Raw genomic sequence first — 26,178 nt, 5'->3', positions numbered from 1 at the left:
GGAGCCGATGGTAGTGTGGGGGTCTCCCCATGTGAGAGTAGGTCACCGCCAGACTATATATTATAAAGAAGCCTGCTGATGCAGGCTTTTTGCTTTTTAGCGGTTTAGATTTTACGATTGCAGTTAGCATCTCACCGAGTTGACCAAATTGAACCCCTATCATACGATAGGGGTTTTTTATTATCTTAACTATACGAAAGAGTTTATTTGATAATATACAAATAGTTGGATATAAATTTAATTTTTTTATTTTCTAATTAATTGCATTTTTCTTTATCAATTTGTTTACCTTGCTAAGGTTATATGTAACAATCTTAGCTAAGTAAAAGTTTATTTTTTGAGGTAGTCAGTGATCGATAACGATGGCTACCGTCCAAATGTAGGAATTATTATTTGCAATCGGCATGGCCAGGTATTGTGGGCTCGTCGTTTTGGGCAAAATTCTTGGCAGTTTCCTCAGGGCGGAATTAATAATAACGAAACAGCTGAACAGGCGATGTTTCGAGAGTTAAATGAAGAAGTAGGATTATCACCAAAAGACGTTAAAATACTTTCAGTGACTAACGGGTGGCTACGTTATAAATTGCCAAAACGCATGGTTCGCTGGGAAAATGAACCTGTTTGTATTGGACAGAAACAAAAATGGTTTTTGTTAGAACTGATTTCAGATGTTTCTGCTATTAACTTATCATTGACACAAACACCAGAGTTTGATGATTGGAAGTGGGTCAGTTATTGGTATCCAATACGACAAGTGATTACTTTTAAACGCGATGTATATCGCAAAGCAATGAAAGAATTTTCATCTTTGGTATTCTCTTTGCAAAATATAAACGATATATCATCAGTTTCACATGATGACATTAGCCAACCTAAGAGTAGGCAAGAACGGAAAAAACGCTTTAGTTTTTTTGCTCATAAACGTAAAAATAAGCAACGTGTAAAAAAATGAAACAATATCTTAATTTCCCTGACTTTGATCCCATATTATTTTCAATCGGCCCGATATCATTACACTGGTATGGGGCGATGTATTTATTTGGTGTAATCGGCGCCTTTTTATTGGCTAATTGGCGAATTAAACAGCCTAATAGTGGTTGGACTAAATCTCAAGTTGAAAATTTACTCTTTTGGGGATTTGTTGGTTTATTTCTTGGGGGGCGACTTGGTTACACCTTTTTCTATAATTTTCCTGTTTTTTTATCTGATCCATTTGTCTTATTTAGAGTTTGGGAAGGGGGAATGTCCTTTCACGGTGGTCTTATTGGTGCAATAGTCGTAATTGCCATTTTTGCCATTAAAACACATAAATTATTTTTTCAAGTCGCTGATTTTGTCGCGCCGTTAATTCCTATTGGGCTTATGTTTGGCCGTTTAGGTAATTTTATTAATGGTGAATTATGGGGACGCGTTACCGATTCATCGATTGGAATGCGTTTTCCAAGTGCTGAAATGGCTGATCTCGCTTATGTTAAAGCTAATCCACAATGGATCGAGCTATTTAATCAAGGAAATGGCTTATTACCACGGCATCCATCACAACTTTATGAGATGGTGTTTGAAGGCATAGTCTTATTTATCATATTGAATGTGTTTGTGCGTAAACACAGACCAATTGGTAGTGTATCTGGATTATTCTTGTTAGGTTATGGCCTATTTAGATTTATTATTGAGTATTTTAGACAACCAGATGAGCAACTTGGATTGTTTTTTAATAGCATTAGTATGGGGCAAATATTATGCCTTCCGATGATTATTTTTGGTGCAGTTTTTGTTTATTACGCTTATAAGTTACCAGGTGGTTTAAAAATTAGAATTGGCTCCAATTATTATTGAAACGTGTTTATAGGATTATCAAATGAAACAATATTTAGCGCTTATGCAAAAAATTTTAGATGAAGGTACCCAAAAATCTGATCGTACAGGTACTGGTACATTGTCTATTTTTGGTCATCAGATGCGTTTTAACTTACAAGAAGGCTTTCCTTTAGTTACGACTAAAAAGTGTCACTTAAGATCAATCATTCATGAGTTGCTTTGGTTTTTAAAAGGCGATACAAATATTGCTTATTTAAAAGATAATAAAGTCACTATTTGGGATGAATGGGCTGATGAAAATGGCGATCTTGGTCCAGTTTATGGTAAACAATGGCGTTCATGGGGAGCGACAGATGGTCGTCAGATTGATCAAATTTCTCAATTAATAGAACAAATCAAAACAACGCCTGACTCTCGACGTATGATTGTTTCAGCGTGGAATGTGGGTGAGCTTGATAAAATGGCTTTAGCACCGTGCCATGCCTTTTTCCAATTTTATGTTGCAGATAACAAACTTTCATGCCAACTCTATCAACGGTCTTGCGATGTGTTTTTAGGGTTACCATTTAATATAGCAAGTTATTCATTACTCGTTCATATGATTGCACAGCAATGTGATTTAGAAGTGGGTGATTTTGTATGGACCGGTGGTGATACACATCTTTATTCTAATCATATGGAACAGACACATTTACAACTTAGTCGACAGCCAAGGACATTACCTAAATTGATCATAAAACGTAAACCACCAACAATTTTTGATTACGTTTTTGAAGATTTTGAGATTGAAGGTTATGATCCTTATCCGGCTATAAAAGCCCCTGTAGCAATCTAACTCTGTTCTTTAAGTATATAGGTTTATCCTATATACTTAATCCCATTAAAATAATCACAGCAACATAACAAATGCAAACACTTAATCGTATAATCTTATATTGCCGCTCCGGTTTTGAAAAAGAGTGCGCTGCGGAGATCACAGATAAAGCTGCGGCACTATCTATTTTTGGTTTTGCCAAAGTAAAAGAGCAAAGCAGTTTTATTGAATTCGAATGCTATCAGCCTGGTGAAGCAGAGAAGCTGATCACATCACTGGATTTTAAAACATTGATATTTGCAAGGCAAATGTTTATTACAGGGCCTCTATTAACTCATTTACCACAAGAAAATCGAATTTCGCCAATTATTGAGGCTATCGATGGCTGTATTTCAAAAGCAGGTTCACTACGAGTAGAAGTTGCAGATACAAATGAAGGTAAAGAACTGGCGAATTTTTGCCGTAAATTTACAGTGCCACTAAGGCAAGCGCTTAGAGAAAAACGTATTTTATTAAAAGTGGAGAATCCACTTAAACCCGTTATTCATCTTTTATTTATTAATAGCACATCTTGTTTTGTTGGGTATTCCTATAGCAACAATAATTCACCTTTTTATATGGGAATACCGCGTTTAAAATTTCCATCTGATGCGCCGAGCCGCTCAACTTTAAAGCTGGAAGAAGCATTTCATATTTTTATTCCCTATGAAGAATGGGATGAAAGATTAAAAGGTGGCCTGAATGCGGTTGATCTTGGTGCGTGCCCTGGTGGTTGGACTTATCAATTAGTCAAACGAAGTATGATGGTTTATGCCGTTGATAATGGTTTGATGGATCCGCGATTAATGGACAGCGGACAAGTTAAACATTTTCAAGAAGACGGTTTCAAATTTCAGCCTAAAAAGAATAATATCTACTGGTTAGTGTGTGATATGGTCGAAAAACCGGCTAAGGTTACACAGTTAGTGAGTCAGTGGCTAACCAATGGTTGGTGTCGAGAAGCAATATTTAATTTAAAATTGCCGATGAAACGTCGTTACGAAGAAGTTAAACAGAATATCGCAATGCTTGAGGATGAATTACACGCAAATCAAATTAATGTCCAAATCCAAGCTAAGCAGCTGTACCACGATCGAGAAGAAGTCACGGTTCATGTACAACGTATTTGGGGACACGCCAATATAGATAGATAACTGAACCTATTGTAGATTGTTGTTTTACATATTTAATATAGTACTAAGCACTAATTCAACCTTGTCTGATAAGTGACTTAAGCTATAATCATTATAAAAATAGACTATTATGGATGAATTTATATTATGGCTAAATTAAACGCTTTATGTCGTTTTTCCTGTTCTTGGTATGCTTTTTTTAAAATAGCAATTATTTCGCTGCTTGTAGGGCTTTTGATTGGCTGTCCTGCTAATGTATCAAAGCAGCTCGATTTTGATGAGGCAAAAAGTTCACAATATTATTTATCTCAATATACCGCCGCTTCAGGTAACCAAAAAATTGATTGGCAACTTTTGGCAATTCGTTCTTTGATTATTGAAGGCAATACACAGCAAGCTCGTCAATTGATCAATCAGTTACCCTCTGATCTGAATAAAACACAGCAGAAAGAATCATTGCTGTTACAAGGTGAGTTAGCGGTCAAAAATAAACTCAATTTTGATATTAATCAGTTAACGTTTGCAGATCTTACTGAAGGTCAGAAAATTCGTTATTACACGATTAAAATTGGTCTGGATGGTCAAAAAGGTGATGTTAATAGCCAAATTCGTGATTATATTGAACTCGAAAAATATGGTACTACAGAACAACGCCATCAGGCCATTAATGATACGTGGAATTTCCTTAGCACGTTAGATGATAGTTCGATAAGCAGTGTATTGGTTTATGCAAATGAATCTGTACTGCAAGGGTGGATTGATTTGGCCTATTCGTACCATAATAATTCTAATGTTTATGCAATTGAAGACGGCGATGATGCAGAGGCTATAGCAAAAAAAGAAGAATCGAGTCTTAATTTAATTAAAAATGCAGTAAAAGAGTGGCAAATGCAATATTCTACTCATCCTGCCGCGCTATATTTACCGAGAAATATTTACGGTGAAAAGTATCGTTTGCCAGATGATGCGAGTCAAAAGACCATCGCACTTTTGCTCCCCTTAAGTGGCCCATCAAAAGTATTTGGTGATGCAATTCGACTCGGTTATTCCGATGCTGCTCGATTTTATTCACAAGAATTACAGCAAAATCTTTATGTATATGATACGAATAGTAATTCTTTAGACGTATTAGTAAAACAAGCACAACAACAAGGTGCAGAGCTGATTGTTGGGCCTTTGTTAAAACAAGATGTATTAACCATAATGAAACTTGCTCCTTCAATGCCTGTATTAGCACTTAATAAGATTGATAGCACCGATTTTACAGGAAATTACCCTGAACAGATCTGTTTCTTTGCTTTATCACCAGAAAACGAAGCCATGGATGCTGCCAATCATATCTATAGCCAACGTAAAAAAATACCATTACTTATTGTGCCTAAAAGTGATTTAGGTGATCGTATTGTAAATAGCTTTGCTGCGCAATGGCGTTCAATTGACCCTGCGTCTAATGGTGTATATGTACAATATTTTGATTCTGAAAATGCACTAAGTACCAAGATGAATTCAGGAATTGGTATCGAATTAGAAGGTTCTCTTATCGCCGATTCCAAATTTAGTAGTAATGAATCCACATCATCAAATCATTTTTTAACCGATTTTTCAGCATCCGATTCGATGATGACAGCACAATCTGATACCGAAACGCCTCAATTTGATTCGATTTATATTTATGCCTCTCACAGTGAATTAACATTAATAAAGTCGATGCTTGAAATGGCTTCGAATAAAGTTGAAGTAGATGAAAATGGTCAAGAGGTCGTTGATAAAAAAGGTAACAAGGTTGCGATTAAAAAAATCATTCCAGCCCTTTATTCCAGTTCACGAAGTCATATTGCAGATACGACGCAAGATTTTCGTTATGATATGGATCGTATGCAATTTAGTGATATTCCATTAATTGTTAATCAAAATCAGCTTGTCGAAGAATTACCAAGCTATATTAAAAATGATTACTCTTTAGTTCGCTTATATGCAATGGGTGTTGATGCTTGGCGCTTGGCTAATCGTTTTAGTCAACTAAAACCATACCAAATCGATGTGCTAGATGGGATGACGGGTCAATTATCTGTCGCTCAGCAATGTGAAGTTACTCGAACGTTTACATGGTTACAATATCGAAATGGTGAAGATACAGTAGTGCAATAATGCTTAATAAACAGCAATTAGGTCGACACTATGAAAAACAAGCTTGCCTTTTTCTACAAGCAAACGGATTAAGGCTGATTGCTCAGAATCATTCCTCACGACTTGGTGAGCTTGATTTAATCATGCAAGATGACCAGTGCTTAGTGTTTATCGAAGTACGTTATCGTCAAAATGTACTTTATGGTGATGCGATATCAAGCATTACGAAGAATAAGCAAGAGAAAGTGATAAAAGCGGCCTATAATTGGATGCAGCAGCAAAATATTGATATCGAGAAAGTCGAGTTCAGATTTGATGTGTTCGCCATTACAGGTCAAGATCAGTTGTGGTTAAAAAATGCATTTAGCGCTTAAAATATAATAGATATTGTCACCATTGATTAGGGATTAAAATGCAAAGTGCAATAAAAAATTATTTTACGGAAAGTATTCAAACTCAAATAGTTATGACAGAGGCTCTCAGTGAACCTATTGAGCAAGCAGCAAGTATTATTATAAATGCATTGCTAAATGACAATAAAATATTGACATGCGGTAACAGTATTTCAGCAGCAAATGCGCAAAACTTTACTGCACAATTAGTTAGTGGGATTGATATTGAAAGACCCAATCTTCCTGCTATAGCATTAGTCGCTGATAATATTTTAATAAGTTCAATTGCCAACCATTATAATCAGTTTAACGATATATACGCAAAACAGATCCAAGCGATAGGTAAACAAGGCGATATATTGATTGTTTTATCACCAACAGGCAATGAGAAATCAATTATTCGAGCTGTTCAAGAGTCTGTTATTAAAGATATGACAATTATATCGTTAACAGGTGGTGATGGTGGTGATGTAGTCGGATTACTTGGGCAAAATGACATTGAAATTCGGATACCCTCCTACAAAGAACGAACGATATGTGAAATGCAGTTGATGGTTTTAAACTGTCTTTGTCAATTAATTGAAAATACTCTTTTTATTCATAAAGAAGCTCATTAATATAACGAAAGCGAATAAAAACTTAAAATAGGGGATGATTTGATGAAAAAATTTGCTGTTATTGCGATGTTAATATCGAGTACGCTCATGTTACAAGGTTGTGTAGCCGCTGTTGTTGGCCTCGGTGCAGGCACCGCTAAAGTTGCGACAGATCCACGTACAACAGGGACTCAAGTTGATGACACCACACTTGACTCAAAAGTTGGTATGAAGATTAAAGATGAACGTGACTTTTTTAGTGGCTCACGTATTGTTCCATCGGCTTATGATGGTAATGTTTTGTTACTTGGCCAAGCAAAATCACAAGTGGTTATTAATCGAGCAGTGGAATTAGCGCAAAGTGTTGAAGGTGTTAAAAAAGTCTATAATCAAGTCCGTATCGGGGATATGGTCAGTGCTGGAACGATGGCGACAGATACTTGGATAACAACTAAAGTAAAATCATCATTAATTGCAAATAAAGAGACCAAAGCACGTGATATCAAAGTTATTACAGAAGATGGTGAAGTCTTCCTCATTGGTATTGTTTCTCGTGAAGAAGGTCGTTTAGCATCAGAGATTGCCAGTAAAGTATCTGGTGTTAAATTAGTTACAACAATTTTTACATACAGCGATTAATATTTTTAAGCATAAAAAAACAAGTTTTACTGGCTATATTTCATTGATTGCTGCTTTGCTCTCTATTTAAAGACTAGGCCGTATAGTAACGAATCGTTATTTATTGATGCACTAGTTTTATATAGTGAGTTAAAAAGCGCCAATCAAATATGATGGTAATATAATTTGACTTGATTGAAATAGAATAAATAGTAATATTTCATTGACGAAAATAGGATTTAACGGTAAGATGCGCGCCTTATGCAAAATAGATTGCCTTTAACCATTGACCCGATTAAAGCGGCACAAAAACGATTGGATTATACGGGAGCGTATCCCGCCAAAAATGCAAATCGCTTAACCGAGTCAGTAGAAAACGTAAATAGTGATATTAAATGTGCTTTGTCATTTGGTATTGATGAACAACGCCTTTGTGTTATCTCGATTGATGCCGAAGTGTCTGTTACATTAATGTGCCAACGTTGTCAGCAGCCTTTTGATATGGTTATTCACGTTAAAAATAAGTTTAGCCCTGTCAAGAGCGATGCTCAGGCAGAGGCATTACCGGAGCATTATGAGCCAGCTTTAGTTAATGAGTTTGGTGAAGTGGATATGCTTGCATTAATTGAGGATGAACTCATTCTCAGTCTACCAATTGCCCCGGTACATGATAGTCAGCACTGTGAAGTGTCGGAAGCAAATTTTGTGTTTGGTGAGATTCCGCTTGAGGATGAAAAACCAAATCCATTTGCTATTTTAGCCAGTTTGAAAAATAAGCCTTAAGAGAGGAGTTAGTCCATGGCCGTTCAACAGAATCGAAAAACTCGAGCAAAACGTGGTATGCGTCGTGCTCATGATGCATTAACTGTCGCAAATATTTCAGTTGATGAATCAGGAAAAACCCATTTACGTCATCATGTAACCGAAGATGGTTATTATCGCGGTCGTAAGGTTATTAATAAGTAATTTATTAATATCTAGGTGATATTTTGGACAATCTAACCGTTGCGTTAGATGCTATGAGCGGGGACTTTGGTCCTCGCGTTGTTGTTCCTGCTGCTTTGCAAGCATTAAATTGTCATCCTGAACTTCATCTTATTTTAGTTGGTGAACCAACTGAAATAATCCCCTTATTACCTAAAAAATACCAGCGCTTAACTATTGTCGAGTCAACTTCTGTTATTGCCAACGATATGAAACCTTCTATTGCTATAAGGCATAGTCAAGGTTCGTCAATGCGTATTGCATTGGAATTAGTTAAACAGCATCGGGCATTAGCATGCGTCAGTGCTGGTAATACGGGTGCATTAATGGGATTATCTAAGTTATTACTTCACTCAATTGAAGGTATTGAACGCCCGGCATTAGTAGCGGTGTTACCCGCACTTAATAATCGTAATACAGTGGTATTGGATTTAGGTGCTAATGCCGAATGTAATAGCGATATGCTAGTGCAATTTGCATTAATGGGCGTAATTCTAGCCCGTTCAACGCTAAATATTGATAATCCAAGGGTGGCATTACTTAATATCGGCGAGGAAGATATTAAAGGTCTTGATCGTATTCGCGCTGCAGCGAGTATTTTAAAATCAGACAAAAACATTAATTTTATTGGTTACTTAGAAGGTAATGAATTATTGACGGGTAAAACAGATGTTTTAGTTTGTGATGGTTTTGTCGGTAATGTTACTCTAAAAACAGTGGAAGGTTTGATTAAGATTTTTTTATCATCAACACAGTTAATGACAAAACGTAATTCATTAATTATGAAGCTAGCCGGTCATTGGTTGCAAAAAAAGATGACAAAAAATTTTGGTCATTTGGATCCCAACCATTATAATGGGGCATGTTTGCTTGGATTACAACGTATTGTAATTAAAAGTCATGGTAGCGCCAACCAAAAATCATTTTTGGCTGCTATCGAGCAAGCAATACTCGCGATTAAGAATAATATACCTGAAAGAATTGCAACAAGCCTTTCTTCGGCGTTAGCTAAGAGTGAAAATAATTGATGTATACAAAAATTTTAGGCACAGGAAGTTACCTTCCTAAACAAATCAGAACCAATGCTGATCTTGAAAAAATGGTTGATACGAGCGATGAATGGATAACCACTCGTACTGGCATCAAAGAAAGGCACATTGCTGCAGCCGATGAAACAGTCACATCAATGGCTTACCAAGCAGCGATTCAAGCGATTGATATGGCTATGGTTGATAAAAATGAAATTGGTTTAATCATCGTTGCAACTGCAACTTCAGCTAATGCTTTTCCAAGTAGTGCAACAGAATTACAAGCAAAATTAGATTTGCCTGATTTAATTGCATTTGATGTATCAGCGGCATGTTCGGGGTTTATTTATGCACTTGATATTGCTGATAAGTATATTAAAACTGGCGCAGTTAAATATGCGCTAGTTATTGGCGCTGACATGCTAACCCGCGGATTAGATCCGAATGATCGTGGTACTGTTGTCATTTTTGGTGACGGCGCGGGCGCTGTTTTAATTGGCGCATCAGAAGAAAAAGGTATCATAGCAACCCGTCTACATGCAGATGGTCGTTATGGTGAATTATTAAAGTATCCTTATGTCGATCGTCGTGAACTTGATAATCCCGTGTATATGACGATGCAAGGGAATGACGTATTTAAAATTGCTGTACGTGAATTATCTAATTTAGTTGATGAAATGTTAACTGATAACGGTATTGATAAAACTGAACTAGATTGGTTAGTACCACATCAAGCTAATTTGCGCATTATTTCTGCGACGGCGAAACGTTTAGATATGGATATGAGTAAAGTGATAGTGACCTTGGATAAACAAGGTAACACGTCAGCAGCATCAGTGCCTTGTGCTTTAGATATCGGTGTTCGTGATGGGCGTATCAAACGCGGGCAACTATTATTGTTAGAAGCGTTTGGCGGTGGTTTTGTTTGGGGATCAATTTTAGTTCGATTCTAAAATAAGTAAACGTTTATTGATAACAAATAAAAATAAAAGGTATGCTAATGACTAAGTTCGCAATGGTATTCCCTGGTCAGGGTTCACAAACAGTAGGAATGCTCAAAGAATTGAGTGAGCAAAACGCAATTGTTAAAGAAACATTTGCACAAGCTTCTTCAGTGTTAGGTTACGATCTTTGGCAGGTTGTGCAAGATGGTCCTGCAGAAGAGTTAAATAAAACGTGGATTACTCAACCTGCATTATTAGCTGCATCCGTCGCAATTTTCCGCGTTTGGGGGGCTCAAGATGGTGCTAAACCTGAGTTTATGGCAGGTCATAGTCTTGGTGAATATTCAGCCTTAGTTTGTGCAGGTGTCATTGATTTTCAAGATGCCATAAAATTGGTTGAATTACGGGGTAAATTAATGCAAGAAGCTGTTCCTGCGGGGACCGGCGCAATGTATGCAATTATTGGGTTGGATAATGATGCCATCGCTAAAGCCTGTGAACAAGCAGCTCAAGGGCAAGTTGTCTCGCCAGTTAATTTTAATTCACCCGGACAAGTTGTGATTGCGGGTAATAAAGATGCAGTTGAAAGAGCTGGTGTGTTATGTAAAGAAGCTGGTGCAAAACGCGCATTACCTTTGGCGGTAAGTGTTCCATCACATTGTGCTTTAATGAAACCTGCGGCAGACAAATTAGCGGAAGCACTCGATAAACTCACATTTAATCAACCGCTTTATCCGGTGATTAATAATGTAAATGTTACAATTGAAAATAATGCGCAAGCGATTAAACAAGCCTTGGTTGCACAACTATATAGCCCTGTACGCTGGACTGAAACCGTTGAGTATATGGCGAATAATGATACGACGGTATTAATTGAAGTCGGTCCAGGTAAAGTATTAACGGGATTAACTAAACGCATTGTCGATTCACTTTCAGGTATTGCGGTTAATGATACTAATTCATTGTTAACTGGTTTAGAAAGTGTTAAATAATTAAAGGAGTTCATATGAATTTATCAGGAAAAATTGCCTTAGTAACAGGCGCTAGCCGTGGCATTGGTCGAGCGATTGCTGAAAAATTGGTTGCTAATGGTGCTACTGTTATTGGTACTGCTACGACCGAAAATGGTGCACAAGCCATTAGCCAGTACTTAGGTTCACATGGTAAAGGTTTTGCCTTAAATGTGACTGATGAAAAATCTATTGAATCTGTAATTGAATCGGTTAAGGCGCAATACGGTGATATTGATATTTTAGTTAACAATGCCGGCATTACACGTGATAATTTATTAATGCGTATGAAAGATGATGAATGGCAAGATATTATTGATACAAACTTAACATCAGTGTTCCGTTTATCAAAAGCATTAATGCGCACCATGATGAAAAAACGTTATGGGCGTATTGTTACAATTGGTTCAGTGGTTGGGACAATGGGAAATGCGGGTCAGACAAATTACGCGACAGCAAAAGCTGGCCTAATTGGTTTTAGTAAATCATTAGCGCGTGAAGTTGCTTCTCGTGGTATCACTGTTAATGTTGTTGCACCTGGTTTCATTGATACGGATATGACAAAAGCACTGACTGATGAGCAGCGTAAAGCGATTTCATCTCAAGTCCCAGCAAATCGTTTAGGTGATCCGAAAGATATTGCAAATGCTGTTGCATTCTTGGTATCAGACGATGCTGCCTATATAACGGGTGAAACTTTACATGTCAATGGTGGCATGTATATGGTTTAATCTGTTAAAATAGTATAGAATAAGCGTAATTTTTGGAAGAACGAACAAAAAGTAATCAGTTGAGTTGAAAAATTTGGTTGCAACTTTTTCAACATTTTATAAACTTACAATCACCGCCGCTTTTGGCGATATTTATAGGAAAAAAAGAGTATGAGCACTATTGAAGAGCGAGTTAAGAAAATTATTGTTGAGCAACTAGGCGTTAAAGAAGACGAAGTTAAAAACGAATCTTCTTTTGTTGAAGATCTAGGTGCTGACTCTCTTGATACAGTTGAATTAGTTATGGCTTTAGAAGAAGAATTCGATACTGAGATTCCTGATGAAGAAGCTGAAAAAATCACAACTGTTCAATCAGCAATTGATTATATTACTGCAAATCAATAAGGTTTGGCAGAATTTGAAAAAAACAGGCGATCCGTTGATCGCCTCGTTTTTGTTTAAATATCACTATCGCTTGATTATGAATAATAAGCGTAATTCTTATTTTAATCCTTTTCAGGAGGAACAACGTGTCTAAACGCAGAGTTGTTGTTACTGGAATGGGGCTAATATCTCCCGTTGGTAATACCGTAGAATCTACTTGGCAAGCCTTATTAGCAGGGCAAAGCGGTGTAGAATTTATCGAACATTTTGATACAACCCCTTTCGCAACACGCTTCGCCGCTATGGTAAAAGACTTTAATGGTGAAGACTATAATATTACCCGCAAAGATGCTCGTAAAATGGATTATTTTATCCAATATGGTATTGCCGCTGGTGTTCAAGCTATGCAAGATGCAGGAATTGAGATCACAGAACAAAATGCACCTCGAATTGGTTGTGCAATAGGTTCAGGCATTGGTGGACTTGGTTTAATTGAAGAAAATCATAGCGCTTTAATGAATGGTGGACCACGCAAAATTAGCCCATTTTTTGTGCCATCAACGATTGTAAATATGATCGCAGGTCATTTATCAATTATCTATGGCTTACGCGGACCTAGCATTACAATTGCAACTGCGTGTTCATCGGGTGTTCACAATATAGGTCATGCTGCACGAATGATTGCTTACGGTGATGCTGATGCGATGCTTGCTGGTGGTGGTGAAAAAGCCAGTACACCATTAGGAATTGGTGGTTTTGGTGCTGCAAGGGCTCTATCGACAAATAATGATAATCCCAAAGCGGCTAGCCGACCATGGGATAAAGATCGTGACGGGTTTGTGCTCGGTGATGGCGCAGGCATTATGTTCTTGGAAGAATATGAGCATGCCAAAAAACGTGGTGCTAAGATCTATGCAGAAGTCGTTGGTTTTGGGATGAGTGGTGACGCTTATCATATGACATCCCCACCAGAAGATGGCAGTGGTGCTGCTCTTGCTATGGAATGTGCGATTCGTGATGCAGGGATTACACCTGAGCAAGTCGGTTACATTAATGCACACGGAACATCAACGCCTGCTGGTGATAAAGCTGAAACTCAAGCCGTAAAATCAATTTTTAAAGAAAACAGTAATAAAGTGATGGTCAGCTCAACGAAGTCAATGATTGGACATTTACTTGGTGCAGCTGGTGCGGTTGAGTCAATCTTTACTGTACTTGCCTTACGTGATCAAGCGATTCCCCCAACAATTAATCTAGATAATCCAGATGAAGGTTGTGATCTTGATTATGTTCCACATACTGCCCGTCAAGTCAAAAATATGGAATATGCTTTGTGTAATTCATTTGGCTTTGGTGGTACAAACGGTTCCGTTTTATTTAAAAAAATATAACTTACTGTATTGCTCTATATTCCGCTGATTCCAGCGGAATATCTTATCCCCTGAAATAGACTTCTCTTGTTACAATCTAACTTACGCATTTCACTTAGTTTATTTTTTGTGTTTACAATTAATTAACACTTGATTGATATTATTTTTACATTTATTATTTAATTGAAAATGATAATCGTTATCATATTTATTAAAAGTGTAAATGATAAAATGAAATTGTATACTGTATTAGTGATAAGTTTAATATTAAGCACAAAAGCTTGGTGTGGATTGAATCCAGCTGAGCAAAGCATAGTTCAAGAACAACAAAAACTTATTTTAGAAGATGCACAAAAACAACGTGAGTCTTTACAAAAATCATTTAATATTCATCCTGAAATATTGGATATGCCAGTAGAACAATCCAATTTATGCTTTCCAATCAATGAAATAAGATTTAAAGATGCGAACCACCTTTCACTTAAGATTAAGCAGAATTTGACGTATGAATATCTCAATAATTGCCTTACGATAGAGCAAATACAATTTTTAGTGAAATCAATTACTAATTACTATATTGGAGAAGGCTTTATCACGACTAGGGCCTATTTAGAAGAACAAGATATCTCCAGCGGAATATTAGTTATTTCTGTTATCGAAGGAAAAATTGAAGCGATATCTTTAGATGGATTATCACCGACTATTTTAAATATGGTTTTTCCAAATATGAAAAATAGTGTTTTAAATCTTCGTGATATTGAGCAAGGTCTTGAACAATTAAATCGTTTACGTTCACAAAAAATAAGTATTAATATTTTACCATCAGAAATTGCTGGTTATTCTCTTGTTGAACTTAAAAGCAATAAAGTCAGAATTTTGCCTATTTTTTTAGAAACAGGTATCAATAATAGTGGACAAAAATCTACAGGTATAGGGCAAAATACCCTAAGTATAACGGTCGAAAATCCATTGCAGATTGCTGATATTTGGTCAATATCAGCTAGCATAAACAATGATTTCCGTAATCAGCATACCAGTCGTAATCTATCTACCCAGCTATCAATTCCTTTAGGTTATTGGACGATAGATTATTTATATTCAGGTAATTATTTTTACTATGATATACCACTTGTTTTTGATAAATGGCGCTATAAAGGAAAGAGTGATCAACATCGTTTAATGCTCAATAAAGTCGTATATCGTGATAACCAAACAAAATTTTCATTTACCACACATTATTCACATAAAACCGTTAATAATACATTTGCTAACGAAAAATTGATAATTAGTAGTCCGACGTTAAATACTATTACTTTAGGACTAAACTATAGTACGGTATTGAAAAATGGCTATTTCACATTTAATCCAACGGTAGTTCAAGGATTGCATCTTTTTGATAGCACAACAGATAAACTTAAGATCAATGGTTCGCCTAAAAGTCAGTTTACTAAATTAACGGTCAGTAGTAGTTACTACAAACCGTTAAGTTCTTCCTCGCATTATCTCACCTCTTTATATGCTCAATGGTCAAAGCAAAATCTTTATTCAACAGAAAGAATATCAATCGGTGGAGAATATTCTGTCCGGGGATTTAAAGAATCCTCATTAACCGGGAATCAAGGTTTTTATTGGCGTAATGAACTAACTTATCAAGCGTCAGTTAATTCATTTATTCGATCTATATCTCTAACGGGAGCCATTGATAGCGGATGGATTAAACATAAAAATAATCAAATTGATGGCGGTAATATGACAGGAATCGCCTTTGGAATAAGTTTATCTGATAATAATTATTACAACGCTTCGTTGAGCATTGGAAAGCCTTTGTTTTATCCAGCAATGATAAATCCCGATCACTGGGTTAGTTATTTTCAATTATCACTGAATTTTTAGTGAGATATGAATAAAAAGGAAAACAATATGAATATCGAAAAGAAAGTTAATAGGTGCATTGGTTATGGTCTGGTAGCCTTAACCCTGATGCATCCTTTTCAACCGCTAATGGCTGCTGCAATTACTGTTAAAAACAATGATACTCAAATACATAATACAAGTAATGTTCCTATTATTAATATTGCAAAACCGAACCAAGCTGGGATTTCACACAATCAGTTTGTTGATTTTAATGTTACAGAAAAAGGTGCTGTACTTAATAATTCAACCAAAGCCGGCCAGTCTCAATTGGCGGGACAAATAAGTGCTAATAGTAACTTAAATGGTACTCATGCAAAATTAATTATTAATGAAGTTGTTGGTAATGGTCGTTCAGAGCTAAAAGGTAAAACCGAAATATTTGGGCAGCAAGGAGATATACTTATTGCCAACCCTAATGGCATTACATGTGATGGTTGTGGATTTATTAACACAAAGGGTATTACTTTAACGACAGGAACACCGACGTTCGATAAAAATGGTGCAATTGAAGCTTTAACAACAACCCAAGGGATGATTGTTATCGGTCCTAAAGGAATGGATGTCTCCAATGTTGATTATACTGATATTATTAGCCGTACTGTAGAACTCAATGGTCAAGTTAATGCACAAAATTTAAATGTGATACAAGGTAGCAATAAGATTGATTATGCTACCGGGAGTGTAACTACTGCTAATGTGCAAGGTATTAAACCGGTTGTATCGATTGATACAAAGGCGCTAGGTGGTATGTATGCGAATAAAATTCATTTAGTTTCGACAGAAAATGGTGTCGGAGTAAATTTAAATAATATTGTATCGACCAAGAATAACATTATTCTTGCAGCCGATGGTAAAATCCAGCTTGGAAACGTTACCGCAAAAACAAATTTAAATATTAAAGCCACGACACTGGATATCACAAATAACAAAAAGGTTACTAGTGGTGGCAACATAACAATTAATGCAGATACAGTTAAAAATACTCAAAGTCAGATTATATCTAACAAAGATATGAGGATTTATGCGGATAATATTATTAATACTAATGCCGTTATTGAGGCTAATGATAATCTTTGGATTCAAAAAGATGTTAACGATACGCGTAGTCATTCATTAAAAAATATTTCTGGTACCATAAAAACAAATAACGGTGATTTACTGATTCGAGCGGATAGTGTTGAGAATATCTCATCAGCTCTTTTCACTTTAAAATCAGTAGAACCTGATTCAACCCAATTTAATTCGATTGTTGAGCTGGGGGGGTGGTTTGATGACAATGAAAACGTATGGGTATCCATCGAGTCGCATGCTAAACTTGAGGGATTCTTACAAAAAAAATGGTTTGATGAAATAGACTTAAAAAGAAGTAACTATATTAATATTGCACGAAATATCATTAGTTACTCCTCGCCTTCTATAAGTGAAATTAGTTCTGGTCGCAATCTGTATATTAATAGTAATACATTGGATAACGTTTATGGTCATTTAATATCAGATAATGATATGTTTTTAACTGGTGGTAAATTATCCCTTCAACATGGTTTATCCGGTGAGGAAAATGTCTATTTAAGTTATTTGTCACCAAATGGAGTAAGGTATTTACCATATAAATATCTATACCAAAAAGTAAATCGAGGCTCTAATGATTGGTATTATTTTGAGACAATCTATCGAAATATTAACTTTAAAAAAAATAATGAAGAATTAGTTTTTAATTCAAAACAAGATGTAATATCACCGATTGTAGCTAAGGGAAATCTCATTGCTGATTATAAAAATGATATTATCTTTTCTTCAAAAGATATAGATAAGTATCATCATATAACTAACAGTGCACAGAGAGAGCCAATCATCTCTGCTGGAAAAGATATTGTTTTAAATGCAAAAAATATCAAAGGTTATGGTGTTATACAATCGACTGGCTCTACATCATTTTTAGCTAGTGACACCATAGATCTCGAAAATAATCATTTTATCAGTCAGCAAGATCTTTCTTTGATTGCTGTTAATGATATTAAGGTTAGCCAATCTCATTTTTCAGCAGATAATGTGACAATTCTCAGCCGTGTTGGAAACTTAAAAGCAATTACATCTGATAAAAAACATTATTTAGACTCGACTGGTGAGCAAATATTTGGTACATGGAATATAAAAAATAAATTAGATATTGACGTGGGTAAATCAATTACATTATCAGATCAAATTATTAGTGTGGGAAAAAACATCAGTTTAAATGCTGGAGAATCTCTTACCATATTTAATTCAAATGCACTACTTGATCAGGCCATTTATCCTACACAAAAAAAATCTATTATTACGGATGAAGACAATCAGAATGTTTTTTTTAATAATGTCTTTAACAAAACTAGCAATATTAATATAGCTGGTAGTGCGACAATTCGTTCGGGTAATAATGTCAATATTGATGGGGTCAAACTTAAAACGGGTCAAGAAGTAAATATCATAGCTGGGAATGACATAATTTTAGCTCCGCGGATATTAGATGCTGATCTAAGAAAATTTTTTTTCCCGGCAGAAAAAGAACCTGAGCTTAGTAGTGTAATCGATTCCGTTGGTAACGTTATGATTACAGCGGGCCGTGATATTTATTCAAAAGCAGCAACGATCGAGAGTGGAAAAAATATCGATCTGATTGCTGGTCGTGATTTTTTATTGCCGGCTGTTACTTATACTATCTCTAAACCAAACAAACTAGATATTCAACATGTCGTTACAGATATTAAAGCGGGAAAAAAACTCACGGTAGCTGTAAATGGTGATTTAATTGCTAATGGGGCGAGCTTTGATGCTGGAGAGGATATGTATTTAAGTGCTCATGGTAAGATGGAGTTTAATTCAGTCGTTAATAGTAATGAGACTCAACTAGGTAATACAAAAACAGCGAGTACAACACAACAAAATGTCGTGTTAAGTAGTGGCGGTAATTTAAATATTTTATCAGATAGTAGTATTTTATTACAAGCAACTGATTTAGATGCAGATAAATCTATTACTGCAGCGGCTAAGGGGGGATTTTTATTTGCCCAAGCGATGCAAGAGACTAGTTTTTATGAATCTAAAAACACAAAGCGCAAATGGTATGGTAAAAAGAAAACGACGATAAAAACCTCTCATAATGTGGTAAATAAAGTTGTTGATTTTACGGCTAACGATAATATTACCTTAACCAGTGCTGGTGATAGCACTTATCAAGCGAGCCAAATTAAAGCAGGGAAAGATATCAAGCTTGCAAGTACGAATGGCAAGGTTATTTTTGAAGGTGTTAAAGATACTGAATTTAATCAAAAGATTGTATTATCAAAAGGTTTCTTTATTAAATACAGTGATCAAGGTTATGAAAAAGAAACCTGGAAACTACCTGTCATTCAAGCCGGAGGGGCGTTTACAGTTGACGCAGCAAAAGGTATATCTGCTGATATTGTGGCTCAAAAGAGTCAATCATTACAAAACGCACTAACATTACTCAGTAATAGTGACGGTACGAAATGGTTAAAAGACTTAGATAAAAAAGGTGATGTTGAGTGGAGTAAAGTTCAAGATGCATATAGTAGCTGGGATTACGAAACGCAATCACTCAATCCAGTTGTTGCCGCAGTAATTGCAATCGCTGTTGCAATCGCCACATCAGGTGTTGGTTTAGCGGCAGGGGGAACAGTAGCGACGTCTGTTGGCGCGACAGGTATGGCCGAAACGGTTGTCATTAATAGCGTGGCAGCGGGAATATCTTCATTAAGTTCAAAAGCAGCCGTTAGCTTGGTTGAAAATAAAGGTAATGTATCTAAAACATTACATGATTTAGCCAGTAAAGACTCAGTAAAATCGATTGCGACATCAATGATTATTGGTGGTGCAATGGCTGGATTTGATGACGCGTTTAATTTGACCCAAAATGCGAATCCTAACGCCAATATTAGTGCCCTTACCGGTTCAGAAAAACTTACATTGATTTCAAATGGGGATTGGGGGAAAGTTGCACAAAGTGTTGTCGGGCATTCGGTAATTGATGCTGGAATAAATACTGCAATTAGTGGCGGTAGCTTTAAAGATCGTTTTTCTACGGCATTACTCAGTAATGTTGGTAATCAACTTAATGCTGAAGCCGCAAATTTTATTGGTCATAGTGGTTATTTTAATAGTCAAGCAAGCAAACTGATTCCTCATGCTGTCACTTCAGCCATCGCGGCTGAAATTGGTGGAGGAAGTGGTAAAGGGGCTGCTGCTGGTGCATTTGCAGCAGAACTTGCAGCAATGGTACTTGGATCTAACTTTGAAAGTAACAGTTCTAGTTATAATGATTATTATCAAAAAATGCTAAAATTGGGTCGATTGACGGGAGCGGTAGCTGGTGCAATCATTGCTCGTTCCCCAGAAGGCGTTTATAGCGGTGCTAATGCTGGATATTTAGTCATTGAGAATAACTATTTGAGTGGTGATGAAATGTTATCCCTTGATAAAGAATTTGCCGCATGTAAAGCCTCTGGTGGTAATTGTGATAAAGTCATACAAAAGTACATCGATATTAGCAATGAAAATAGTAAAATGATTCAAGAAAATTGTGCGAATGGAGGTGTGGTTTGCGTTACTTATGAAGAATTAGTCCAAGCTAACTTCGATTTTTCAAAAGGACCTGCTGATGGGCAATTTTATTTTGGTGAGATAATGACGGATGAACATGCTAAAGCCTTAGCTCAAATTCTAAATGGGGCGGATTTAAAATTCCTACAAGATAATATATCAACAACAGATCGCACAATTGCTATTGTCACTGATCCTACCTCATGGCCATTTATGGTATTTGCAGGAAGAAATATATTAATAAATAGTTTTACAAAATCAAAGGAAACATTAATTGCTGCTGGTGTGTCTAGTGGATTTAATGCTGCTATTCAATATGGAACAACTGGAGAGGTTAGGTTATCTGATGTAATTGGTTCAGGAGTTGTAGGCTCAATTACAGCAGGAAAAGGTTACAATCCAACAGTAACATGGAATGCTATTGGTGGCTATTATACTGCGGAATTAAAAGGCGAAGATCCATTTATGGGGGCTATATTAAGTAAAACAGGAAGCGGTATTGGCTATGCATCAGGTAGCATAATCAAAATACCTTTTACTAAGGTTTTCAACTCAGCATCTCAAAAATATGAGATGCGCCCAACTGGTGTTTGGACTATAACCAAACCAGTTCCTGAACATAATTTGCCTCCTATTATAGGGAATATTTTTGATTCAGGTAGCGGGGAGGTTAGTGAGAAGATCTTAGGTGATAAAATAAACGATAAGCAAAAATAAATATGAAAGTAATTAAGCATATATTAGTACTAATCAAGGTATTTTTACTTCTTGAGTTTGCTGTAGTATCAGGCATGACTGTGATATGGGGATTTTTTTCATTATTAGCTTGGATTAAATATTGGAAAATTGACTTAGACTTTTTATTCCGATTATTAAAAGGAGTTACATTAGGTTGTATTTTTGCAAGTCTAGTATTTTGGTTTGCTTATTATTTATGGCCTAGATTTAAAAATAGAAATACATTTTAATGAATATTATGACGAAGCCATAATAAAAAATCCCAGCCTAAAAACTGGGATTTTTTATATCAGTGCTCTCTATCACAGAACTGGACTAATTGTTTTTTCATTATTCGATTTACTTCGCAATTTCTACAATCAATTTCCCTTTTTTAGCTGTGAGCGTCACTGGTTGGCTGGTGGTAAAGCTGACTTGCTCAAGCCAATTGCCTTTAAGATGCAGCACAGGGGGGGGCTGTAGTGGGTACGAGCCTGTGCGGCTTTGGGTTCATGGCGAACGCTGATGTAGCCAACAGTGTAATGACGTTGTGACGTCTCTCGCTGGGGTTTACCGGTGGTTTTAGTTTTAGCTGTTTTTGCCGTAGAATGGGTGTTAGTCATGATAATTAATCCTTAGTTGCTAGTTGTTGTGATTAGCAGGCTTGTTGTGGTCGCACACAACTAGTCTGCGTTTAGTTTACTTATTATTACTTATCAACAGGCAGCAATGCCGATTCTACCCGATTTTTAACAATCACCGCATTAATTAATTTAATGACAGTCTCTTGCTCTTCTTGTGGACAGTTGGTTAATGCCTTAAATTGTTCAAATAACCGCGTATTACTCATTGTTGAATGTTCGTCATAAGCGCCCCTATTAATAAATAATCAATGGATGTAGTAAAGAGTTCGGCAAGCAATATCAGTTTATCCGCAGGCGGAATATGCATACCTACTCATACTTGTTGTACTGTGAAAGCTGTAATCCCAGTTTAGATGCTACTTCTTTTTGGATTAGTGCCAGTAGTAACCTCTAACCTAATTCCTAAAGGCAACTCAACAGGAGCAACGTGAAGTGTCATTTTAGATAAAGGCACTCAAATTGAACTTGCGCCAGGCAGTAATTCAATTGGTAATATTAACGCGGGTAAAACTAGAACAGTGATCTTTGAACAAGGTTCAACACCAAATGCTAATGAGATGAGAGCTGGTAGTGGCTTTTTAAACTTAGGTTATGATGTTGTTGGCATAAAATAAGTCAATCAAAATAAAGTTAAGACCCAAGATCTCTATGTAGATGGGATTGGTAAAGTTGACGTTTATACTCCTAATGTTAGAGGAGTTAATAAAATTTTGGCAGTAATAGAGAAGAAAAACCAACAAACAACCTCTGTACTTACTCAAGCTGATTTATCTAAAAATCAAATGACAGAAATAGCTAATAGTGCTTGGGGAATAAATAGTGGAAACAATATAAACACTCTATTCTTACAAGATTCTAAAGGTCAAATTACTCGTTATGCTCGGCCTACTAGAGGCGCTAAATAAATGTCTTAAATGTTCATGTAATTGTATTATGGAAGAAGATTTCTTTTACGATCTTATTCCTATTAGGGGGTTAATGGAAATTATTCTTAAGTGGAATAAAATAAGAGATAATATACATCCAGACTCATTTTATTCATATTTATAATCAATATTCTCAGGAAGTTTATATTTATCCTTCATGTGTAATGAATTACCTAAAACAAAAAGCCCTGGATAAGGGCTTTTATTATAATAAGTACAATATTATTTTAACCCACTAACCACTTCATCAATTTGACGGTCCAGACTTTCAGCTCCGCCACCGGATAAATACCAGATATCAGCTGTTAAATAAATGATTTTAGTGCCCGATTTTGTCAATGTGTTTTTATTGAAAAAATCTTTTTCGATCGCTTTATTGCCAATGGCTTTGCTCCGATCAACCAGATAGATTATGTCTGGTTTATTGGTTGCAATATAGTGGTTGTCAATCAATGTCGGCTGTTGTTTTTCAGTTGGATTAATCACTTGCTCAGTGACTGGAACCGCACGTTTGACTTGTAATACATCATGAATTAACGTCGGTCTTGCTCCATTATTGGTTAAAAACACTTTTCCATCATTGTGGATTGCAACAAGTGCTTTTTTATGACTATTTTGCGCTATTTTTTGTGCATGAGTGATTTTGCTGTCTAATGAGGCGATATAATTCTCAGCTAATGAATCCGTACCCGTGATTTTGCCTAATAAAAGGATGTGATTTTTGGTTGATTCAAGGTAATTAGTTGCATCAACATCTAAGTTAACGACCGGGGCAATTTTCGATAGTTCATCAGTTTGACCGGCTTGCCGTCTATCAATGATAATTAAATCTGGCGCAATTTGTTTAATAACATCAAAATTAGGTTCCTTCATTCTGCCTGTATCAATAACGTTACCATTTTTATATTGCTGTAAATATTGAGGAATTGCCGGTAAAGAGGTACCGACAACGAGCATGCCTTTACCTAGCGCATCTAAGGTATCAAGCGCCCCATAATTCATGACAACAATTTTTTGCGGTGATTTGGGAATTACAATTGTTTGATTATTTTCAGTTACTTTAATCGTGTTATTTGATTGACAACCGGTGATACCTAAAATAATTGCAGCAAGACTGCTTAAGATAAGCTTTTTCTTCATTATGCTATTCCCTTTTAATAAAAATGATAATTATTATCATTTAAAGAGTAGTTATTGTCTAGCGATAAATAATTTTTCGAAAAGATATTGATAATTATTCTCAATTATTGTAATTTTTGCGTCTTACTTATGTAAATGATAATTATTATTGATTGAGGGACAAAAAATGAGAAAAATAATCAATGTGAAAAGGATTTCATATGCAGTTAAAACAAGTTTGTTAATTTCTGTATCATCATTTGCAATCGCTGAAAATAGCTCAAATATGGATACGATGGTCATCACTGCTTCAGGTTTTGAGCAGCAAATTAAAGATGCACCGGCAACAATATCAGTTATCACGAAAGAAGAAATCAGTACAAAACCTTATCGAGATATTACTGATGCGATAAAAGATCTCCCCGGTGTCAATATAACGGGGAGTGGTGATGCAACTGATATTAGTATTCGAGGAATGGATGGTAAGTACACATTAATTTTGGTTGATGGAAAAAAAATCAATACCCGGGAAACGAGACCAAATAGTGATGGTCCAGGTTTTGAACAAGGATGGCTACCACCATTATCTGTTATTGAACGAATCGAAGTGATTCGCGGCCCAATGTCATCTTTATATGGTTCTGATGCAATGGGTGGTGTTGTCAATGTTATCACTAAAAAAGTGACTGATAATTGGACGGGGGGGATACGCTTAGAGGCGACAGTACCTGACAATTCAAAAGCAAAAAATTATTACAATAGCTCGTTTGCTGTAACCGGTCCATTAATCACAGAGGTGCTTGGTATTCAACTGTATGGACAATATTCTGACCGCAGTGAAGACAAGTATTTAAACGGGCATGCAGGACAAAAATTAAATAGTTTAAATGGAAAAATCACCTTAAATGCAACAGAGAAACAGACATTTGAATTAGATTTTGGACACTCAAAGCAGACTAGTTCTGCAATACGAGGCAATAGCCGTTCGGTTACAAGAAAAACCGATTACATGAGAGACGATCGCCGCAATGCATTTGCGTTATCTCATACTGGACGTTGGGATAGTTTTTCCTCGACAACATTTGTTACTCATGAAGATAATAATAACGTTGAACGTGAAATGCGTATTAAAAATAGTAACGTTGATACTCAATTTTTAATTCCTTTAGCCAATAATATGCTAACCGTCGGTGGAAACTATTCTTATCAAGAGCTAAGCGACAATAATAATAAATTAAAAAGCAGCGTAACAAGCATAGATCGCTGGAACTACTCACTTTTTATGGAAGATGAAATTCGATTACATCATCAGTTTGCTATTACAACTGGCTTACGTTTTAACAAAGATGAAAACTACGGTAGCCAATGGAATCCAAAAATTTATGCAGTTTGGAATATCAATGACAACTACACCTTAAAAGGTGGTTATACAACGGGCTATACGACGCCATCACTAAGAACTGCGGTTGCTGATTGGGGGCAAGGAACGGGTGGATCAAATTATAATGGCGTCATTGTTGGAAATCCTAATTTAAAACCTGAAAAATCTAAAACCATTGACATAGGTTTAAACTATGATAACCAAGAGGGTTTACTAGCAACTGCAACGATTTTTTATACTAAGTTTAAAAATAAAATTCAATCATATTACATCTGTGATGGCCGACCGACTAACACGAAATGTTCAATAAATGGGGTATCTGGGTTTGATTTTACAAAAAGTAGTGTCAATGTGGATAAAGCTGATTTGTATGGTTTAGAATTATCGTTAAAAGCTCCATTATTTAATCACTTTTTGCTGAGTTCAAATTATACTTGGACGAAAACAGAACAAAAATCAGGTGCAAATAAAGGCCATGCTTTAAATCGTACACCACGTCAAAAATTGAATACGCAGTTGGATTGGATGCCTGATGAGCAATGGGATCTATGGGCTAAAGTAGCTTATTATGGACAAGAACCCTATATTAATAGCAAAAACAAAGCTGCAAAATATCCAGGGTATACATTCTGGGATATAGGTGCATCTTTTGCCGTTAATAAACAAGCCAAAGTTTATGTAGGTATCTATAATCTGTTTGATAAAAAAGTTGAAGATGCTGATTTTGGTAAGACCTTAGACGGCAGACGCTATTGGTTAGGTACTGAAATTAACTTTTAATGTTATTCGATAAGTGAAGGATTAATTTTACTTTATCTATCTTTTTTTCAGCCGATTATTTTCACCTTAGATTAGCCATCAAAGAATTTTGATGGTTTTTCACGATTAAATTTAATTACCAATAAATAGATAAA

General features: G+C 35.9%; 22 protein-coding genes and 1 pseudogene. 20 read left to right on the top strand and 3 right to left on the bottom strand.

What is annotated here, in order from left to right:
* The first annotated feature begins 349 nt into the window (after positions 1 to 349).
* The 18 genes from rppH (at position 350) to ABEA36_RS08520 (ending at position 21,194) form a co-directional block, all read left to right on the top strand.
* Positions 350 to 952: an RNA pyrophosphohydrolase gene (gene rppH / locus ABEA36_RS08605; protein ID WP_345491103.1), complete on the top strand. Its 603-nt coding sequence runs from the start codon at positions 350 to 352 to the stop codon at positions 950 to 952.
* A complete protein-coding gene (lgt, locus tag ABEA36_RS08600) occupies positions 949 to 1,836 on the top strand; it encodes a prolipoprotein diacylglyceryl transferase (RefSeq protein ID WP_345491101.1) in 888 nt (295 codons plus the stop codon). The genes rppH and lgt overlap by 4 nt, the downstream gene beginning before the upstream one ends.
* A gap of 22 nt (positions 1,837 to 1,858) precedes the next feature.
* Entirely contained in the window at positions 1,859 to 2,653 is a 795-nt protein-coding gene (gene thyA, locus ABEA36_RS08595) for a thymidylate synthase (protein WP_345491099.1), read from the top strand.
* A 71-nt stretch (positions 2,654 to 2,724) separates the two neighbouring features.
* Entirely contained in the window at positions 2,725 to 3,825 is a 1,101-nt protein-coding gene (gene rlmM, locus ABEA36_RS08590) for a 23S rRNA (cytidine(2498)-2'-O)-methyltransferase RlmM (RefSeq protein ID WP_345491097.1), read from the top strand.
* Between the two features lie 126 nt (positions 3,826 to 3,951).
* Positions 3,952 to 5,952 (top strand): penicillin-binding protein activator, encoded by a 2,001-nt coding sequence (locus tag ABEA36_RS08585; RefSeq protein ID WP_345491095.1) that lies wholly within the window; start codon positions 3,952 to 3,954, stop codon positions 5,950 to 5,952.
* Entirely contained in the window at positions 5,952 to 6,305 is a 354-nt protein-coding gene (locus ABEA36_RS08580; protein ID WP_345491093.1) for a YraN family protein, read from the top strand. The genes ABEA36_RS08585 and ABEA36_RS08580 overlap by 1 nt, the downstream gene beginning before the upstream one ends.
* Positions 6,306 to 6,343: 38 nt before the next feature.
* Positions 6,344 to 6,940, top strand: a complete 597-nt coding sequence (locus tag ABEA36_RS08575) for a D-sedoheptulose-7-phosphate isomerase (RefSeq protein WP_345491091.1) — start codon at positions 6,344 to 6,346, stop codon at positions 6,938 to 6,940.
* 42 nt (positions 6,941 to 6,982) lie between these two features.
* Positions 6,983 to 7,558, top strand: a complete 576-nt coding sequence (gene dolP, locus ABEA36_RS08570) for a division/outer membrane stress-associated lipid-binding lipoprotein (protein ID WP_345491089.1) — start codon at positions 6,983 to 6,985, stop codon at positions 7,556 to 7,558.
* Positions 7,559 to 7,798: 240 nt separating this feature from the next.
* The gene (gene yceD, locus ABEA36_RS08565; protein WP_345491087.1) at positions 7,799 to 8,320 is read left to right on the top strand and encodes a 23S rRNA accumulation protein YceD; all 522 of its coding nucleotides are present in this window, start codon (positions 7,799 to 7,801) and stop codon (positions 8,318 to 8,320) included.
* A 15-nt stretch (positions 8,321 to 8,335) separates the two neighbouring features.
* Positions 8,336 to 8,503, top strand: a complete 168-nt coding sequence (gene rpmF, locus ABEA36_RS08560; protein ID WP_345491085.1) for a 50S ribosomal protein L32 — start codon at positions 8,336 to 8,338, stop codon at positions 8,501 to 8,503.
* Positions 8,504 to 8,526: 23 nt separating this feature from the next.
* Positions 8,527 to 9,549 (top strand): phosphate acyltransferase PlsX, encoded by a 1,023-nt coding sequence (plsX, locus tag ABEA36_RS08555; protein ID WP_345491082.1) that lies wholly within the window; start codon positions 8,527 to 8,529, stop codon positions 9,547 to 9,549.
* On the top strand, positions 9,549 to 10,502 hold the full coding sequence (locus ABEA36_RS08550; RefSeq protein ID WP_345491080.1) for a beta-ketoacyl-ACP synthase III: 954 nt from the start codon (positions 9,549 to 9,551) through the stop codon (positions 10,500 to 10,502). Before plsX ends, ABEA36_RS08550 begins: the two co-directional genes overlap by 1 nt.
* A 47-nt stretch (positions 10,503 to 10,549) precedes the next feature.
* Entirely contained in the window at positions 10,550 to 11,485 is a 936-nt protein-coding gene (gene fabD, locus ABEA36_RS08545) for an ACP S-malonyltransferase (RefSeq protein ID WP_345491078.1), read from the top strand.
* 14 nt (positions 11,486 to 11,499) lie between these two features.
* Positions 11,500 to 12,234 carry a 3-oxoacyl-ACP reductase FabG gene (fabG, locus tag ABEA36_RS08540; RefSeq protein ID WP_345491076.1) on the top strand — a complete coding sequence of 245 codons (735 nt, stop codon included), beginning with the start codon at positions 11,500 to 11,502 and terminating at the stop codon, positions 12,232 to 12,234.
* A 150-nt stretch (positions 12,235 to 12,384) separates the two neighbouring features.
* Positions 12,385 to 12,618, top strand: coding sequence for an acyl carrier protein (gene acpP / locus ABEA36_RS08535; protein ID WP_025316503.1), 234 nt, complete (start codon positions 12,385 to 12,387; stop codon positions 12,616 to 12,618).
* Positions 12,619 to 12,743: 125 nt separating this feature from the next.
* The gene (gene fabF, locus ABEA36_RS08530; RefSeq protein WP_345491025.1) at positions 12,744 to 13,988 is read left to right on the top strand and encodes a beta-ketoacyl-ACP synthase II; all 1,245 of its coding nucleotides are present in this window, start codon (positions 12,744 to 12,746) and stop codon (positions 13,986 to 13,988) included.
* A gap of 210 nt (positions 13,989 to 14,198) precedes the next feature.
* On the top strand, positions 14,199 to 15,860 hold the full coding sequence (locus tag ABEA36_RS08525) for a ShlB/FhaC/HecB family hemolysin secretion/activation protein (RefSeq protein WP_345491023.1): 1,662 nt from the start codon (positions 14,199 to 14,201) through the stop codon (positions 15,858 to 15,860).
* Positions 15,861 to 15,887: 27 nt separating this feature from the next.
* The gene (locus ABEA36_RS08520) at positions 15,888 to 21,194 is read left to right on the top strand and encodes a two-partner secretion domain-containing protein (protein ID WP_345491021.1); all 5,307 of its coding nucleotides are present in this window, start codon (positions 15,888 to 15,890) and stop codon (positions 21,192 to 21,194) included.
* A gap of 360 nt (positions 21,195 to 21,554) precedes the next feature.
* On the opposite strand, the gene ABEA36_RS08515 is transcribed toward ABEA36_RS08520, so the two are convergent.
* A complete protein-coding gene (locus ABEA36_RS08515; RefSeq protein WP_345491019.1) occupies positions 21,555 to 21,662 on the bottom strand; it encodes a SymE family type I addiction module toxin in 108 nt (35 codons plus the stop codon).
* Positions 21,663 to 21,903: 241 nt separating this feature from the next.
* Positions 21,904 to 22,207: pseudogene (locus ABEA36_RS08510) on the bottom strand (helix-turn-helix domain-containing protein); the annotation flags it as partial.
* 341 nt (positions 22,208 to 22,548) lie between these two features.
* Between ABEA36_RS08510 and ABEA36_RS08505 the strand changes: the two are divergent.
* A complete protein-coding gene (locus ABEA36_RS08505; protein WP_425571899.1) occupies positions 22,549 to 22,743 on the top strand; it encodes a hypothetical protein in 195 nt (64 codons plus the stop codon).
* 243 nt (positions 22,744 to 22,986) lie between these two features.
* Here the strand turns inward: ABEA36_RS08505 and ABEA36_RS08500 are convergent, their stop codons facing one another.
* Positions 22,987 to 23,904 carry a siderophore ABC transporter substrate-binding protein gene (locus ABEA36_RS08500; protein ID WP_345491016.1) on the bottom strand — a complete coding sequence of 306 codons (918 nt, stop codon included), beginning with the start codon at positions 23,902 to 23,904 and terminating at the stop codon, positions 22,987 to 22,989.
* A gap of 166 nt (positions 23,905 to 24,070) precedes the next feature.
* Between ABEA36_RS08500 and ABEA36_RS08495 the strand changes: the two genes are divergently transcribed.
* Entirely contained in the window at positions 24,071 to 26,044 is a 1,974-nt protein-coding gene (locus ABEA36_RS08495) for a TonB-dependent receptor domain-containing protein (protein ID WP_345491014.1), read from the top strand.
* The last annotated feature ends 134 nt before the right edge of the window (positions 26,045 to 26,178 follow it).

Origin of the sequence: Orbus sasakiae, from assembly GCF_039542345.1 — a bacterium.
Taxonomy (GTDB): domain Bacteria; phylum Pseudomonadota; class Gammaproteobacteria; order Enterobacterales; family Orbaceae; genus Orbus; species Orbus sasakiae.
This window is presented reverse-complemented; position numbering and strand designations above follow the sequence as displayed.